This is a genomic window from Pseudomonas sp. B21-059, from assembly GCF_026016285.1.
Taxonomy (GTDB): Bacteria; Pseudomonadota; Gammaproteobacteria; order Pseudomonadales; family Pseudomonadaceae; genus Aquipseudomonas; species Aquipseudomonas danubii.
Genome location: NZ_CP087201.1, coordinates 246,792 through 262,067, shown reverse-complemented (window position 1 = coordinate 262,067; position 15,276 = coordinate 246,792). Strand labels below are relative to the sequence as shown.

13 protein-coding genes are annotated in these 15,276 nt (G+C 63.8%); 3 read left to right on the top strand and 10 right to left on the bottom strand.

Annotation, left to right across the window (positions count from 1 at the left end; translation table 11 throughout):
• Nucleotides 1–43: 43 nt before the first annotated feature.
• Nucleotides 44–670 carry a class I SAM-dependent methyltransferase gene (locus LOY69_RS01195; protein ID WP_102882726.1) on the top strand — a complete coding sequence of 209 codons (627 nt, stop codon included), beginning with the start codon at nt 44–46 and terminating at the stop codon, nt 668–670.
• Nucleotides 671–892: 222 nt separating this feature from the next.
• Here LOY69_RS01195 and LOY69_RS01190 read toward each other — a convergent pair whose 3' ends face one another.
• The 3 genes from LOY69_RS01190 to LOY69_RS01180 are packed head-to-tail and all read right to left on the bottom strand — an operon-like array spanning nt 893 to nt 6,137.
• Nucleotides 893–3,979: an efflux RND transporter permease subunit gene (locus LOY69_RS01190; RefSeq protein ID WP_265074029.1), complete on the bottom strand. Its 3,087-nt coding sequence runs from the start codon at nt 3,977–3,979 to the stop codon at nt 893–895.
• On the bottom strand, nt 3,976–5,046 hold the full coding sequence (locus LOY69_RS01185; protein ID WP_102862624.1) for an efflux RND transporter periplasmic adaptor subunit: 1,071 nt from the start codon (nt 5,044–5,046) through the stop codon (nt 3,976–3,978). The genes LOY69_RS01190 and LOY69_RS01185 overlap by 4 nt, the downstream gene beginning before the upstream one ends.
• Nucleotides 5,043–6,137: an efflux RND transporter periplasmic adaptor subunit gene (locus LOY69_RS01180; RefSeq protein WP_102882724.1), complete on the bottom strand. Its 1,095-nt coding sequence runs from the start codon at nt 6,135–6,137 to the stop codon at nt 5,043–5,045. The genes LOY69_RS01185 and LOY69_RS01180 overlap by 4 nt, the downstream gene beginning before the upstream one ends.
• Nucleotides 6,138–6,409: 272 nt before the next feature.
• Here LOY69_RS01180 and LOY69_RS01175 point away from each other — a divergent pair, with 272 nt between their 5' ends.
• Nucleotides 6,410–7,570, top strand: a complete 1,161-nt coding sequence (locus LOY69_RS01175; protein ID WP_265074028.1) for an AAA family ATPase — start codon at nt 6,410–6,412, stop codon at nt 7,568–7,570.
• Nucleotides 7,571–7,721: 151 nt separating this feature from the next.
• On the opposite strand, the gene LOY69_RS01170 is transcribed toward LOY69_RS01175, so the two are convergent.
• From LOY69_RS01170 to LOY69_RS01140, 7 genes are all read right to left on the bottom strand, one after another.
• Nucleotides 7,722–8,606, bottom strand: coding sequence for a transporter substrate-binding domain-containing protein (locus LOY69_RS01170; RefSeq protein ID WP_102882722.1), 885 nt, complete (start codon nt 8,604–8,606; stop codon nt 7,722–7,724).
• Nucleotides 8,603–9,385 (bottom strand): amino acid ABC transporter ATP-binding protein, encoded by a 783-nt coding sequence (locus LOY69_RS01165; RefSeq protein WP_102882721.1) that lies wholly within the window; start codon nt 9,383–9,385, stop codon nt 8,603–8,605. Before LOY69_RS01165 ends, LOY69_RS01170 begins: the two co-directional genes overlap by 4 nt.
• Nucleotides 9,382–10,041: an amino acid ABC transporter permease gene (locus LOY69_RS01160; RefSeq protein WP_011058612.1), complete on the bottom strand. Its 660-nt coding sequence runs from the start codon at nt 10,039–10,041 to the stop codon at nt 9,382–9,384. The genes LOY69_RS01165 and LOY69_RS01160 overlap by 4 nt, the downstream gene beginning before the upstream one ends.
• Nucleotides 10,022–10,687 carry an amino acid ABC transporter permease gene (locus LOY69_RS01155; RefSeq protein ID WP_102862620.1) on the bottom strand — a complete coding sequence of 222 codons (666 nt, stop codon included), beginning with the start codon at nt 10,685–10,687 and terminating at the stop codon, nt 10,022–10,024. Before LOY69_RS01155 ends, LOY69_RS01160 begins: the two co-directional genes overlap by 20 nt.
• Before the next feature lie 582 nt (nt 10,688–11,269).
• The gene (locus tag LOY69_RS01150; RefSeq protein WP_102882719.1) at nt 11,270–12,052 is read right to left on the bottom strand and encodes a MetQ/NlpA family ABC transporter substrate-binding protein; all 783 of its coding nucleotides are present in this window, start codon (nt 12,050–12,052) and stop codon (nt 11,270–11,272) included.
• Nucleotides 12,053–12,397: 345 nt separating this feature from the next.
• Complete coding sequence (locus LOY69_RS01145; protein ID WP_102862618.1) at nt 12,398–13,318, bottom strand: sigma 54-interacting transcriptional regulator; 921 nt, start codon at nt 13,316–13,318, stop codon at nt 12,398–12,400.
• Between the two features lie 58 nt (nt 13,319–13,376).
• Nucleotides 13,377–13,958: an alpha/beta hydrolase gene (locus LOY69_RS01140; protein ID WP_102862617.1), complete on the bottom strand. Its 582-nt coding sequence runs from the start codon at nt 13,956–13,958 to the stop codon at nt 13,377–13,379.
• Between the two features lie 290 nt (nt 13,959–14,248).
• On the opposite strand from LOY69_RS01140, the gene LOY69_RS01135 reads away from it, so the two are divergent.
• Nucleotides 14,249–15,214, top strand: a complete 966-nt coding sequence (locus LOY69_RS01135) for a TerC family protein (protein WP_265074027.1) — start codon at nt 14,249–14,251, stop codon at nt 15,212–15,214.
• Nucleotides 15,215–15,276 lie beyond the last annotated feature (62 nt).

Genomic DNA, 15,276 nt, shown 5'->3' with positions numbered 1-15,276 from the left:
GGGGTATATTCGGGCGATTCCTCTTCACGCCATGCAGCCCGCCATGAAACTTGCTCCAGACGACCTAGACACCATCACCGCCACCACCCTCGGCCACTACCAGCAGGTGGCCGAGGACTTTCGTGAAGGCACCCGCGACCACGACGTCAGCCAGAACATCGACGCGCTGCTGCGGCATATACAGGGCCCGGCGCCCTTCAGCGTGCTGGATTTTGGCTGCGGCCCGGGGCGCGACTTGCAAACCTTCACCCGCCTCGGCCATATCGCCATCGGCCTCGACGGCTGCGAGCGCTTTGCCCAGATGGCCCGGGACGACAGCGGCTGCGAAGTCTGGCAGCAAGACTTTCTCAAGCTTGATCTGCCCGCGGCCCGCTTCGACGGCATCTTCGCCAACGCAGTGCTGTTCCACATTCCCCGCCAGGAACTGCCACGGGTGCTCAAGCAACTGCATGCGAGCCTCAAGGACGGCGGCGTGCTGTTCAGCTCCAACCCGCGCGGCGACAACCAGGAAGGCTGGAACGGCCCGCGCTATGGCGCCTACCACGACCTCGCAAGCTGGCAGGCGTTGCTGACTGAGGCAGGCTTTGTCGAGCTGGAGCATTACTACCGTCCCGCCGGCCTGCCCCGGGAACAGCAACCCTGGCTGGCCAGCGTCTGGCGCAAGGCCTGAGCCCCCCGCCACACTCCCTCCGTAGGAGCCGGCTTGCCGGCGAAAGCAGTCACAGATCAGGCGCCCGCCTCCCGGGCCTCTTCGCTGGCAAGCCAGCTCCTACGGCAGCGGGATGCCCACGCCCTTTGCAACGCCGCATACCCTGTAGGAGCCGGCTTGCCGGCGAAGGCGTTTCCGGATCAAGCGCTCGCCTCCCGGGCCCCTTCGCTGGCAAGCCAGCTCCTACGAGGCCGTGGGGCGAGTGCGGTCAGTGTCTTGGCTCGGCTCCTTGATTTTGTACCAGGCCACGTACAGCGCCGGGAGGAACAGCAAGGTCAGCAAGGTGGCAACGATGATGCCGCCAATCATGGCGTAGGCCATCGGCCCCCAGAACACTTCCCGGGCAATCGGGATCATCCCCAGGCTGGCCGCGGCGGCGGTCAGCAGGATAGGTCGACGCCGATGGTGGGTGGCTTCCAGCACCGCGTCCCAGGGGTGATAACCCTCGCGCTCGTATTCGTCGATCTGGGTCACCAGGATCACCGAGTTGCGAATGATGATGCCGATCAGCGCGAGAATCCCGAGGATCGCCACAAAGCCCATGGGCGTGCCGGTGGGCACCAGGGCCAGGACCACGCCAATCAGCCCCAGGGGCGCGACGCTGGCCACCAGGAACAGCTTCTGCACGCTGTGCAACTGGATCATCAGGAAGGTCGCCATGAGGAACAGCATCAGCGGCACCACCTTGGCAATCGGACCCTGGGCCTTGCTGCTTTCCTCCACGGTGCCGCCGGTGGCCACCGAGTAGCCGGCAGGCAACTGCGCGGCAAACTGGTCGATGTCCGGCTGCAATTGCTTGACCAGGTCGGTGGGCTGGATCGCGTCGCGCACCGCCGCCTTGATGGTGATGGTGGGTTTGCGGTCGCGGCGCCACACCAGCGGCTGCTCCAGTTCGTAGCCCACCGTGGCGAAGGCCAGCAGCGGAATCGAGGTGCCATTGGGGGTGACGATCTGCAGGTTCTGCAGGGTTTCCGGTGAGTCACGCTCACTGTCGTCGGCACGGCCGACCACGTTGATCAGGTAGATGTCGTCATGCACTTGGGTCACGGTGGAACCGCTGACGATGCTGTTCATCAGTCGCGCCACATCTTCCGAGGACAGCCCCAGTTGCCGCGCCTTGTCCTGGGCGATGTCGATGCGCAGCACTTTGCCGGGCTCGTTCCAGTCGTAGATGATCTCGCCGATGTGCGGGTTCCGGTCCAGTTCGGTGGCCAGGTCGATGGCGTGCTTGCGCACCTGGTCGATGTCCTTGCCGCTGACCCGGTACTGGATCGGCCGCCCCACCGGCGGGCCCATTTCCAGGGCCTGCACATAGCTGCCGATGCCGACGAAGTCTTCGCGCAGGCGCTTGCGCAAACGCTCGGTCAGGGCCGTGCGCTGCTCCAGGCCCTTGCTGACGATCACCAGCTGGGCGTAATACGGATTCTGCAACTGCTGGTCCAGGGGCAGGTAGAAACGGATCGCGCCTTCGCCGATGTAAGTGCTCCAGCGCTCGATGTCCGGGTCGTCCTTGAGGGTCGCTTCCAACCGGTCCACGGCCATGCGGGTCTCGTCGATCGAGGCGTTCTGCGGCAGGTTGAGGTCCACCAGGATCTCCGGCCGGTCGGAAGACGGAAAGAACTGGTTCTGCACAAAACGCATGCCGAACACCGACGCGACAAACAGCAGCACGGTGATGCCAATCGCCCACCAGCGGTTGCGCATGGCCCACAGCAGGCCGCCATTGAAGGCGCGACCGACGCGCCCCGGCTCCTCGGAGTGGGGTTTGACGTTGGTGCTGAGGATGTGGATGCCGATCACCGGGGCAAACAGCACCGCGACGATCCACGACACCAGCATGGCCACGGCGATCACCGCGAACAGGGTGAAGGTGTACTCACCAGCGGAGCTGGCGTTGAGGCCGATAGGTACGAAGCCGGCCACGGTCACCAGGGTCCCGGTGAGCATCGGGAAGGCGGTGGAGGTGTAGGCAAAGGTCGCCGCCTGCTCCTTGCTCTCGCCCTTCTCCAGGCGCGTGACCATCATTTCCACGGTGATCATGGCGTCGTCCACCAGCAGCCCCAGGGCGATGATCAAGGCCCCCAGGGAGATCCGCTGCATGGTGATGCCGCTGTACTCCATGAACACGAAGACCATGGCCAGCACCAGCGGAATCGAGCAGGCCACCACCAGCCCGGCGCGCATCCCAAGGCTGATGAAGCTCACCACCAGGACGATGATCACCGCCTCGAACAAGGCGCTGGTGAAACCGCCCACCGCCTCCTGCACCACCTCGGCCTGATCCGAGACCTTGTGCACGCCGATACCGATTGGCAGGTCGGCGGTCAGCTCATTCATGCGCGCATGCAGGGCCTTGCCGAAGTCCTGGATGTTGCCGCCCTTCTTCATGGCAATGGCCAGGCCGATGGCCGGCTGGCCATTGAAACGGAACAGCGGTGTGGCAGGGTCGACGTAGCCGCGACTGATGTCGGCGATGTCGGCCAGGCGATAGAAGCGGTCGTTGAGGCGCAGGTTGACCGTGGCCAGGTCCTTCTCCGAGGCGAACTGCCCCGAGGTGCGCACCGAGATCCGCTCCGGCCCGGCCTCGATAACCCCGGCCGGGGTCACCGCGTTCTGCGCTTGCAGGCTTTGCAGGACCTGGCGCTGGTCGATACCCAGGGCCGCCAGCTTGCGCGTGGAAAAGTTCAGGTAGATGACTTCGTCCTGCTCACCGACCATCTCCACCTTGCCCAGGTTCGGCACTTCGCGGATCTCGGCGCGCACCTGCTCCACGTAGTCACGCAGTTGGCGCATGCTCAGGCCGTCGGCGGTGAAGGCGTAGATCGAACCGAACACATCGCCGAACTCATCGTTGAAACCCGGGCCCTGCAAGCCCTGGGGGAAATCGCCGCGGATGTCGTTGATCTTCTTGCGCACCTGATACCAAATCTCGGGAATGTCCTTGGCACTGGTGGTGTCGCGCAGGTTGACGAACACCGTCGACTCGCCGGGGCGGGTGTAGCTTTTCACGTAGTCGAGCGAGTCCAGCTCTTCGAGTTTTTTCTCGATGCGGTCGGTGACCTGCTTCAGGGTTTCTTCCTGGGTCGCGCCGGGCCAGCGAGTCTGGATGACCATGGTCTTGATGGTGAAGGACGGGTCTTCCTCGCGCCCCAGGTTCAGGTAGGAAAACACCCCCATCAGCAGCGCGACGAACATCAGGTACCAGACGAAGGACTGATGCTTGATCGCCCACTCGGACAGGTTGAAGCTCCCTTTGCTGTCAGGCGTCATTGTGCGCGGCCCTCATCGACTTTGACTTTCTGCCCCGGCTTGAGGCTGTTGACCCCGGCGCTGACGATGCGCTCGCCGGGCTTGACCCCCTGGCTGATCAGCGCCGAATCGCTGTCGCGGCTGAGCACTTTGATCTCCCGGGGGGCGACGGTCTGGCTCTGCGGGTCGATGACCCAGATCCGGGTCTGGCCATCCACCTCTTGCAGGGCCGTCAGGGGCAACTCGGTGCGCGGCTCGATGGCCGAGCTCAGGGTCACGCTGATGGCGGTGCCCAGGCGAAAGGCCTCGGGAGTGTCCTTGAGGGTCAGGCGGGCGCGACGGGTACGGGTCGCGCTCTGGGCCTGGGGCTCGATCTCGCGCACGGTGGCCGTGGTGCTGATGCTCGGGTCGAGCTGGGCCGCGACCTTGAACTCCACGTCCGCCGGCAGTTGATCCACCAGGGTCGCCGGCAGATCGATCACCGCCTCCTTGATCTGCGGCCGGGCCAGGGTCACCACCTGCTGGCCGGCGGTCACCACCTGTCCGGCTTCGGCATTCCAGGCGGTGACCACGCCGCCGTGATCGCTGCGCAGTTGGCTGTAGTTGAGCTGGTCCTGGGCCTGGCGCACGGCCGCCTTGGCCTGAGCCAGGGAAGCGCCGGTGGTCTTCAGGTCGGTCTGGGCAATGTCCAATTGCGCCTGGGCACCGACGCCACGGTCGAACAGTTCCTGCTGGCGCCGGGCGTTGGCCTGGGCGTTGATCCACTGCGCCTCGACCTTGGCCAGGTCACCCTGGGCGGCCCGCAGCTGGTTCTGCTGGTCGGTGGGATCGAGGGTCGCCAGCAAGTCCCCGGGCCCCACTTCGGCACCGACATCCACATTGCGGCTGGCAATCCGCCCCGGCACCCGAAAGCCCAGGTTGGTTTCAAAACGGGCCTGGATGTTGCCGGCAAAGCGCCCGAGGCTTTCCTCCGATTGCGGCGCCACCTGGATCGACAGCACCGGACGCACCGGCTCCGGCGCCGGCTCTTCCTTGGAGCAGCCCAGCAGCAAGAGGCTGGCCCATAACAACGGCAGCAGGCGCTTCATGGTTGTGCTCCCTGTTCCTTGGTCGGCCCGGCAATCTCGACCAACATCCCCGGGTGCAACAACTGCCCCCCGGCCACCACCACGTTCTCGCCGCCCTTGAGGCCGTCGCTGATGATCACCTGGCCGGTCAGGTAACGCCCGACCTTGACGCTGTGCAGCACGGTCTTGCCGTCCTCGCCCACCAGCCACACCGCCGGTTCGCTGAGGTTCTTGGTCAAGGCCGACCAAGGCAGCACCACCGTGGCCTTGCCGTGGGCCCGGGCGGTGGCACTGACCACCGAGCCCAGGTCCATGCCCGCCGGCAGCGAATCGAGCACCACCTTGACCTGCACCGTACCGCTCTGGGCCGAGACCACCGGGGTCACCTCGCGGACTTTGCCGGTGGTGGTCACCTTGGGGTTGTCCAGCAGGCTGACGTGGATGGTTTCCTGGCCCGGCGGCTGCATCAGCAGCGATTCGTAGACGTTGAACACCGCGTCGCGCTCGCCGTCCCGGGCCAGGCTGAAGATCGGCATGGTGGCCTGTACCACCTGGCCCACCTCGGCCTGACGCGCGGTGATCACCCCCGGCGCCTCGGCCACCAGTTCGGTGTAGCTCAACTGCTCGCGGGCATTGGCCAACTGCGCCTGAGCCGCGCTCAAGGCGCTCTGGCTGCTGCGCAGGGCGGCCTGGGCCGAATCGTATTCGCTCTGGCTGGTGTAGCCCTTGGGCAAGAGTTTCTGCTGGCGGACGAAGGCGGCACTGGCCTGCTTGACCCGCGCCTGTTCGGCAAACACTGCGGCAGCGGCGGAATCGACGTTGGTCTGCAAGTCCTTGGGATCGAGCCGGGCCAGTACTTGCTGGGCGGAAACCCGGTCGCCGACATCCACCAGACGCTGGATGATCTTGCCGCCAACGCGGAACGACAACTCGGTCTGCACCCGGGCCTGGACGTCACCGGTGAGGGTCACCGACGGGGCAAAATCGCTGCTCTGCACTTGCTGGATACGCACCCGCGGGCGTTCCTTCTCGGTCGGCTTTTCCGCTCCGCAGCCGCCGAGCAGCGCCAGCAGACTCAGCCCCACTATCCACCTCGATTTGAGACCAGCCATGCAGGCTCCTTGTGCTTGATCGTCGCGCCAGTGACGTTACGACTGTGAGCTTAGAACAGGGTTCAACCCTTGCACGCAGGTCTCATAAACAGGGCTTTCGTAGCGAGGACGCCAGCTCCCGCTCGGCCGACCGACGCCCCTGGGCGCCGTAGTCGCCAGCCTTGCAGCGCACCCTGTCCGGGCAAACACAGCAGCGGTTTCGGGAGCGGCGGCGAGCAAGCTCCCGCTCTACAAATCAGGCACACTGCGCACCACGCAACAGGAGACCCGGCATGCTCAAGACCCTGGCGGTGGCCAATTACCGCTCCATTAACAAACTGGTGATGCCCCTCGGCCGACTGAACCTGATCACCGGCGCCAATGGCAGCGGCAAGTCCAATCTGTACCGGGCCCTGCGCCTGCTGGCAGAGACCGCCCAGGGCGGCGTGGTCAATGCCCTGGCCAAGGAAGGCGGGTTGGAATCGACCTTCTGGGCCGGGCCGGAAAACCTCAGCCGACGCATGCGCAATGGCGAGGTGCCGATCGAGGCCAGCGTGCGCTCTTCCAGCAAGCGCCTGCGCCTGGGCTTTGCCGGAGAAGACTTCAGCTACGCCATCGCCCTGGGTCTGCCGGAGCCCAGTCACTCGGCGTTTGCCCTGGACCCGCAGATCAAGAAGGAATGCATCTGGTCCGGGCCGCTCTACCGTCCCGCCAGCCTGCTGGTGGACCGTGCCGGCCCGTTGATCCGCACGCGCCAGGGTCGCAGCTGGGACGTGCTGGCCCAGCACACGCCGGACTTCGACAGCCTGTTCGATCAAGTGGGCAGCCTGCGCGGCTCGCCGGAAGTGCTGCAGATGCGCGAGTTCATTCGTCGCTGGCGTTTCTACGATCACTTTCGCAGCGACAGCGAAGCCCCGGTGCGCCAGCCGCAACTGGGCACCCGCACGCCGGTGCTGCATCACGATGGCCGCGACCTGGCGGCGGCGTTGCAGACCATTCGCGAGATCGGCGACCCCGAGGCGCTGCAGACGGCCATCAGCGACGCCTTCCCCGGCGCGCGCCTGAACATCGCCCCGCTGCAGGGTGGACGCTTCGCCATCGAGTTCTATCAGGAAGGCTTGTTGCGACCGCTGTCGGCCGCGGAACTGTCGGACGGCACCTTGCGCTACCTGTTGCTGGTAGCGGCCTTGCTGACTCCGCGGCCGCCGAGCCTGATGGTGCTCAACGAACCGGAGACCAGCCTGCACCCGGACCTGTTGCCGGCCCTGGCGCGCTTGATCATCAGGGCTTCAGAGCAGTGCCAGGTGTGGGTGGTGTCCCACGCCCGGCGCCTGATCGCGGCCTTGCAGGAAGACCCCGAATGCAACTGCATCGTGCTGGAGAAAGAGCTGGGCCAGACCGGCATCGTCGGCCAGCGCATGCTCGACGAACCGGCCTGGTACTGGCCCGACTGAAAATCGCGCCTCCCACACCCTGTAGCCGCTGCCGAAGGCTGCGATAAGGTCCGCAGGACCTTCCGAGGCCCTCAAGAGCGGCGTCTCCTTCGGAGCCGTTCGCAGCCTTCGGCAGCGGCTACACAGTGGATTCAGCAGCCGACAGTACGCCTCAGCCCTGCCATTTGCCGCCTTCGACAATCACGCTCTCAGGCGGGGTGTCATCGCTCAGCTCTTTGCGCACGTACTGGTCATACAGCTTGAGCAGGTATTTTTCTTCGCCCAGCTTGGCCAGTTCGGCATTCACCCAGTCCCGCAATTCGATGTTGCCCTTCTTCACCGCCGGGGCAATCGGTGCCTGCTCGCCCAGGGTCTGGGGCAATACGCGGTAGCCCGGGTTCTGCTTGGACCAGCTGAACAGGATCAGGTTGTCCTGGGCGTAGGCGTCGCCACGGCCATTGGCCAGGGCTTGCAGGGACTCGGTGTTTTTCTCGAACTTGAGCAGCTTCCAGTCCGGGTGATTCTGGGTCAGCCAGATGTCTGCGGTGGTGCCGGTGGTGACGATGGTGGTGCGGCTTGCCAGGTCATCCAGGCTCTTCACCGGGCTGCCTTCGGGTACCAGGGCCTGCACCGCCACCTTGAGGTTGGGGTTGGTGAATTCCACCGCTTGCTTGCGCTCCGGGGTCACGGTCATGTTGGCCAGGATCAGGTCGACCTTGTCGCTCTGCAGGAAGGGAATGCGGCTGGCCGGTTCCACGGCGACGAACTCCACTTTGTTCTCGTCCCCCAACAGGTCCTTGGCGAACTGGCGGCCGATGTCGGTATCGAAGCCCACATAGCGCCCGGTTTCATCGACGAAACCGAACGGCGGCTTGTCGGTGAACACCCCGACGATCAGCTTGTCCCGGGCCTTGATCTTGTCCAGGTAACCGGCCGCCGGCGCGGCGCTGGCAGCGGTGGCCGCAGGCTTGGGTGCATCATTGGATTTATCGCAGCCGGCCAGCAGGGCCAGACCGAACAGCGGCAGTAACAACAGCGAAGACTTGGCAGTTTTCATAAGAGCTCCAGTTCCTTTTTAGGGGCTTTCTTGGGCAGTGCTTCAACGAACGAGAACTTCTCCAGGAACTGCTGCGCGCGTGCGCTCTGCGGGTTGGTGAAGAAAGCCTCGGGGGTGTTCTGTTCCACGATGCGCCCGCCATCCATGAACACGATGCGGTCGGCCACGGCCCGGGCGAAGGCCATTTCATGGGTGACGATCAACAGGGTCATGCCGTCCCGGGCCAGGCCCTGGATCACCTGCAGCACTTCCTTGACCATCTCCGGATCAAGGGCCGCGGTGACCTCATCGAACAGCATCACCTGGGGGTTCATGCACAACGAGCGGACGATGGCGATGCGTTGCTGCTGGCCGCCGGACAGCTGCCGGGGAAAGGCCTCGCGCTTGTCCAGCAGGCCCACCCGCTCCAGCAGCGCTTCGGCCTGGGCCCGGGCTTCGCGGGGCTCGCGCTTTTGCACCTTGAGCGGCCCGAGGAGGAGGTTGTCCAGCACGTTCATGTGGGGGAACAGGTGATAGCTCTGGAACACCATGCCGATCTGCTGGCGCACCTGACGCCAGTCGGTGTCGGGGCTGAGCAGCTCGCGCCCGGCGAAACGCAGATGGCCGCTGTGGGCGCTTTCCAGGCCGTTGAGGCAGCGCAGCAGAGTGCTCTTGCCGCAGCCGCTGGGACCTAGGATGACGATCACCTCCCCTGCGGCCACGCTGAGGTCGACCTCCTTGAGCACCTGCTGCGGGCCAAAGAATTTGTTGAAACCCTGGAACTCGATCAATGCGCTCATGCTTGCGTCCAGCGCCGCTCCAGCACGCGGGAGGCGGCCGACAACGGGTAGCAGATAAAGAAGAAAAACAGGAACAGAACGCCGTAGATCAGCACCGATTCGTAGGTGCGCTCGATGATCTGCTGGCCGACCTTGATCACGTCCACCACGCCGATCAGCACCGCCAGGGAACTGGTCTTGATGATTCGCGTGTAGACGTTGATGGTCGGCGGCGTCATGCGCTTCAGCGCCTGGGGCAGCAAGACGTAGCCGTACAGCTGGGCACCGGAGAGGCCGATGGACAAGCCCGCTTCACGCTGGCCCCGGGGCAGGGATTGCAGGGCCCCGCGCACCACCTCGCCGACTTCGCTGGCGCCCCACAGCGACAGCACCAGCACCGCGCAGGTGAAACTGGGAATGCTGAGGCCGAAGAAGATCGGAAAGCCGAAGAACAGCAGGTACAACCAGACCAGCACCGGGATCGCCCGGAACAGCTCCAGGTAGATTCGCAACGGTACATCCAGCACCTTGCGTTGCAGGCTGCGCAGCACGCCGTAGAGCACCCCGCCCAGGGTGCTGAAGGCAATGCTCAAAAGCGAAATCGACAAAGTCTGCGCAGCGCCCCGGGCCAGTTGCGGCAAGGACACCAGCAACAGCTCAAGACCCGAACTGGCCATGTTGCAACCTCCTTTCCAGACGGCTGAGCAACAGCGACAGCGGCAAGAACAACAGCACGCAGATCAGCGTCAGCACCGCGAGCATTTCGTAGGTCTTGTAGTACAGGGCGATGTAGCTCTTGGTGGTGTAGAGAATCTCCGGCACCGCCACCGCCGAGACCACGGTGGTTTCCTTGAGCAGGAAAATGAAATTGGCGAACAGCGACGGCAGGCTGAGGATGCCGGCCTGGGGCAGGATCACGTAGCGCAGCAACTGCCACTGGGACAGGCCGATGGAGCGCCCCGATTCCAACTGCGCCTGGGGCACGGCTTCCACCCCGGCGCGCAGCACTTCGGTGAGGTAGGCGCCACCGAGAAAGGTCATGGTGATGATCGCCGCGGCAAAACCCGAGACCTTGATCCCCAGGGCCGGCAAGGCGAAGTAGACGAAGAACAGCTGGATCAACAGCGGTGTGTTGCGCGCCAGTTCCACGTACAGGCCGATCAGGCGGTGCAGGTAAGGGGTGCGAAACACCAGGACAGTGGCGTTGATCAGGGCTACCAGCAGCGAGGTGCCGATGGCGATCAGGCCGACCTGCAGGGTCACCCCCACGGCTTTGAGAAAGGCCGGCAGGGTGCTGAGGATAAAAGCGTAATCGAGGGTCATGAATCATCCTGAACGCCGCTGGGGTACAGCGACGGTGGTGCAGTCCGTGGGGCGGTGGGTAACCGCCCGGCTGCCGCGACTTTATAGCTATAAAAAGCAGAATTTAAATACCGTTAGAGCATATTGATATCACCCAAAAACCTAACCCGCGGATTTGCCGGGCTGGCGCCGGGCTACTACCTTTTCAACCGGGTCGAACGGAGCTTTCGCGCCCGCACCTCCACTGGACGCTACACCCCTCAAGGACGACCACCATGGCCGATACAAAGCCCCCGCAACCCCTGCCCCCCCATGAACTGATGAAGTGGCTGACGGCGTTGCGCCGCGCCACCCAAGCCACCGCCAAAAGCGCTCCACTTGTGTAAGCGCTGGCTTGTGTAGGAGCTGGCTTGTGTAGGAGCTGGCTTGCCAGCGAAGGCGCCCTTCAGGTTTGTACCCGGCCTGAGGACCTCTTCGCCGGCAAGCAGAACGCCGCCCGGCCGGCTCCTGCGGCTTTTGCCGACGCAATAAAAAACGCCGACGCTGTGATAGCCGTCGGCGTTCAAACCTTGAAGGGGTTTGTCGCTTCAGTAGCCTAGTTCATCAGAACGCCGGCAGGACCGCGCCGCTGTATTTCTTCTCGATGAAGGCTTTGACCTCTGGGCTGGTCAGGGCCTTGGCCAGCTTCTGGATCGCCGCGCTGTCCTTGTTGTCCGGACGCGCCACCAGGTAGTTCACGTAAGGCGAATCGGCGCCTTCGATGACCAGCGCATCCTTGGCCGGGTTCAGGCCCGCTTCCAGGGCGTAGTTGGTGTTGATCATGTCCAGGTCAACCTGATCCAGGACCCGTGGCAGCATGGCCGACTCAAGCTCCTTGAACTTGAAGTTGTGCGGGTTCTTGGCGATGTCCTTGGGCGTGGACACGGCGTTCTTCGGGTCCTTGAGCTCGATCAGACCGGCCTTGTGCAGCAGGATCAGGGCACGGCCGCTGTTGCTTCCTTCGTTGGGGATGGCAATGGTGGCGCCATCTTTCAGCTCGGCCAGGGACTTGACCTTCTTCGAGTAGCCGCCGAAGGGTTCGACGTGCACACCGATCACGGTTTCCAGGTGAGTGCCCTTGCCCTCGTTGAAGTTCTTCAGGTACGGCAGGGTCTGGAAGTAGTTGGCGTCCAGACGCTTCTGATCGACCTGTACGTTGGGTTGCACGTAGTCGGTGAAAACCTTGATTTCCAGGTCCACGCCTTCCTTGGCCAGGGTGGGCTTGATCAGCTCGAGAATCTCGGCGTGGGGCACCGGGGTCGCGGCAACCACCAGCTTCTCGCCGGCCTGGGCAATACCGGCGCTCAGGGCTGCCGCCAGTGCGGTGAACAACAGAACTTTTTTCATGCAAGGTCCTTAGGTGTCGGGATCGACGACGGCTTCAAATGAGGTGCTTATCTGGGTGCCAGTGATGTGCCACTGCTGGCGTGAAGCGGACAATACCGAGATTTTTTATTCCCGAACAATATCTTTTATTCACGTTCATATTCCATTTTGTTCATACATCCCGCCCCACCACCGCGCCCTGTAGCCGCTGCCGCAGGCGCTTGAGGGCCTAGCACTCCCCTGTAGCCGCTGCCGCAGGCTGCGAACGACGACGCAGTCGGCGCCAGGGGCATCGGGGCTCTCCAGCAGGATCGTGGTGAACGGCTTTGCGTCTGCTGCGCAGCCGGTCGCAGCCTGCGGCAGCGGCTACACCGCCAGCAGGCGCTTGAGGGCCTGGCGATCCGCGTCTGAATCGCTCTCGGCGATCTGCCGCAGCAGCAGCTCGATCTGCTCCAGCGGCGAGCGCGTCGGCGGCAGGTTGAGGTGCTCGGGAAGAATTTCCTCGCCGCTGCTGACCAGCAGCGCAAAGTGAATGACGTTCTCCAGCTCCCGGGTATTGCCCGGCCAGCTGTGGCGCTCCAGGGCCTGTTGCGCGGCTTCGCTGATCAGCGGCACCGGCAGGTCCAGGCGCTGGCTGTAGATCCCCAGGAAATACTCGGCCAGGGACTCGATATCCCCGACCCGCTCGCGCAGCGCCGGCAGCTCCAACTGGCCCTCGCTGAGGTAGCGGTACAGGCGCTCATGAAACTTGCCCGCCGCCACCGCCTGGGCCAGGTCGATGCTGGTGGCCGCCACCAGGCGCACATCCACCGGGCTCGGTTGCTGGGCGCCGACCCGGGTCACTTCGTGGTTCTCCAGGGCTGCCAGCAGCTTGGTCTGGATCGGCAGCGGCAAGTCGCCGATCTCGTCCAGGTACAGGGTTCCGCCATTGGCCGAACCGAACCAGCCGGCCCGGCTGCTGGCGGAGCCGCTGAAGCTGCCGGCGGCGTAGCCGAATAGTTCGGCGTCGGCGTAGGTGGGGCTGATGGCGCCGCAGTTGACCGAGACAAACAGCCCGCTGCGGTCGCTGGCACGGTGGATGTGTCGGGCCAGCAGCTCCTTGCCGGTGCCGGTTTCACCACGGATCAGCACCGAGATCGCACGGGGCGCCAGTTGCTCCAGCTCTTCACGCAGTTGTCGCGAACGTGGATCGACGAACACCAGCGCCTTGGCGCGGATGCTCAGGGGACTTTTTTCCGCATCGGGAAAGGTCAGCAGCGGCTGGCCGAAAGGGGTGTGAGGACTCATGGCAGACTCCCGCCCAAAACCGCCTGAGGACGGGGGCGTTTAAACAGGGAAAATACGGTCAGGCACGACGCAAGGCGTGTTGTTCCATGCGGTTCTGCAGGCGATAGAGATAGGCGAATCCCTGCTCCCAGCGCTGGTGGCCGGACTTGACGTTGATATGCCCGGCTCCCGCCAGAATCCCGGCTTCGGCGCCCCAGTCACGGGCCAGTTCCAGGGCACGCGGCGCGCTGACGGCGCTGTCGTTGTCCGAACTCACCACCTGGCTGGGGAACGGCAGCAGGTCCCGGGGAATCGGCGCGAAATTGCGCAGGGCCGGCGCGCAGGCCGCACGCTCGACATCCGCCGGCGCCACCAGCAGCGCACCGCGCACCTGGCGCAGCGCTGCCGCGGGCGCGCGCGCCGCCCAATGGGCCACGGTGATGCAACCCAGACTGTGGGCAATCAGGATCACCGGGGTGTCGTCGATGGCGATGGCTTCGGCCAGGGCCGCCACCCAGTCTTCACGACGCGGCGTCAGCCAATCGGCCTGCTCCACCCGCGCACTGTTGGGCAGGCTGTTCTGCCAATGGGTTTGCCAATGATCTTCTGGCGATCCTTGCCAGCCCGGCACAATCAAGTAGCGAATGGATTCGTTGCGCATGGGGAACTCTCCTGCTGCGTGTCTGTTCCCGGACGAGTATAGGGAGGGGATTTATATTCGTTAAGGAATAAGAAGCTATTTATTAATACCTCAAAAGAATATAAGGCCTGCCTCCTTCAATCCTTTTGCCTGCGCGCAAACAATTCGTCGGCATCGAACTATCGGCCAAAAATATACGACTTTTTCTTGATCAAACCGGCTGGCTAGGATGAGAACCATCCGCCCCCGGGGTGCGTCATTCCAAGACTGTCACGGGGGATAAACCTCAACTCATTTGAGGCGTGGCCGCGATGAACATCGGTGAACCTTGGATGTGGGCTGCTTTCATCGTCTTCGTCATCGCCGTACTGGCGCTTGACCTGTTTGTCTTCGGTGGGCGCAAGGCCCATCGGGTTTCGGCCCGGGAGGCGCTGGCCTGGGTCATAGCCTGGGCCAGCCTGGCATTGGTCTTCGCCGGTCTGCTCTGGTGGTATCTGAACGATACGCTGGGTGCGCAAATCGCCCAGCGCAAAACCCTTGAGTTCCTCACCGGCTACCTGATCGAACAGTCACTGTCGATCGACAACATGTTCGTCTTCGTGATGATCTTCAGCTATTTCGCCGTACCGCCGCCATTGCAGCGGCGCGTGCTGCTGTACGGCGTACTCGGTGCCATCGTCATGCGTGCAGCAATGATTCTCGCCGGCGTCTGGCTGGTACAGGAGTTCGCCTGGCTGCTCTACGTCTTCGGAGTCCTGCTGGTCGTCACGGGCATCAAGATGCTGATCTTTGCCGAGCAACAACCCGACCTCGACAAAAACCCGATACTGCGCTGGATGCGCAAGCACTTGCGCGTCACCCAGGAGTTTCACGGCGAGCGTTTTTTTGTCATCCACAATGGCCTGCGCTGGGCGACGCCGATGTTCCTGGTGCTGGTGCTGATCGAGGCCAGCGACCTGATTTTTGCGGTCGATAGCATCCCGGCGATTTTCGCCGTGACCACCGATCCCTTCATCGTGTTCACCTCCAACATATTCGCCATCATGGGCCTGCGCGCCTTGTACTTCCTGCTCGCGGACATGGCTGAGCGGTTCCATCTGCTCAAGTACGGACTGGCCATAGTGCTGGTGTTTATCGGAAGCAAAATGCTGGCCGCGCCCTGGTTCCATATGCCGGTCCATTGGTCGCTGGCCATCGTCGGCGGCATCATCCTCAGTGCGGTGGTACTGAGCCTGACGCTGACCAGGGACAGAACACGCATCGCTGGCAAACCATGAGGTCTCAGGCACGCCCAGGAAGACGCTAAAAGTGTCTGGCAAAAAAAAGGCCGCACCCTGCC

Coding starts and splice junctions, on each gene's coding strand:
- LOY69_RS01195 (WP_102882726.1), top strand. CDS start 44: ATGAAACTTGCTCCAGACGACCTAGACACCATCACCGCCACCACCCTC.
- LOY69_RS01190 (WP_265074029.1), bottom strand. CDS start 3,979: ATGACGCCTGACAGCAAAGGGAGCTTCAACCTGTCCGAGTGGGCGATC.
- LOY69_RS01185 (WP_102862624.1), bottom strand. CDS start 5,046: ATGAAGCGCCTGCTGCCGTTGTTATGGGCCAGCCTCTTGCTGCTGGGC.
- LOY69_RS01180 (WP_102882724.1), bottom strand. CDS start 6,137: ATGGCTGGTCTCAAATCGAGGTGGATAGTGGGGCTGAGTCTGCTGGCG.
- LOY69_RS01175 (WP_265074028.1), top strand. CDS start 6,410: ATGCTCAAGACCCTGGCGGTGGCCAATTACCGCTCCATTAACAAACTG.
- LOY69_RS01170 (WP_102882722.1), bottom strand. CDS start 8,606: ATGAAAACTGCCAAGTCTTCGCTGTTGTTACTGCCGCTGTTCGGTCTG.
- LOY69_RS01165 (WP_102882721.1), bottom strand. CDS start 9,385: ATGAGCGCATTGATCGAGTTCCAGGGTTTCAACAAATTCTTTGGCCCG.
- LOY69_RS01160 (WP_011058612.1), bottom strand. CDS start 10,041: ATGGCCAGTTCGGGTCTTGAGCTGTTGCTGGTGTCCTTGCCGCAACTG.
- LOY69_RS01155 (WP_102862620.1), bottom strand. CDS start 10,687: ATGACCCTCGATTACGCTTTTATCCTCAGCACCCTGCCGGCCTTTCTC.
- LOY69_RS01150 (WP_102882719.1), bottom strand. CDS start 12,052: ATGAAAAAAGTTCTGTTGTTCACCGCACTGGCGGCAGCCCTGAGCGCC.
- LOY69_RS01145 (WP_102862618.1), bottom strand. CDS start 13,318: ATGAGTCCTCACACCCCTTTCGGCCAGCCGCTGCTGACCTTTCCCGAT.
- LOY69_RS01140 (WP_102862617.1), bottom strand. CDS start 13,958: ATGCGCAACGAATCCATTCGCTACTTGATTGTGCCGGGCTGGCAAGGA.
- LOY69_RS01135 (WP_265074027.1), top strand. CDS start 14,249: ATGAACATCGGTGAACCTTGGATGTGGGCTGCTTTCATCGTCTTCGTC.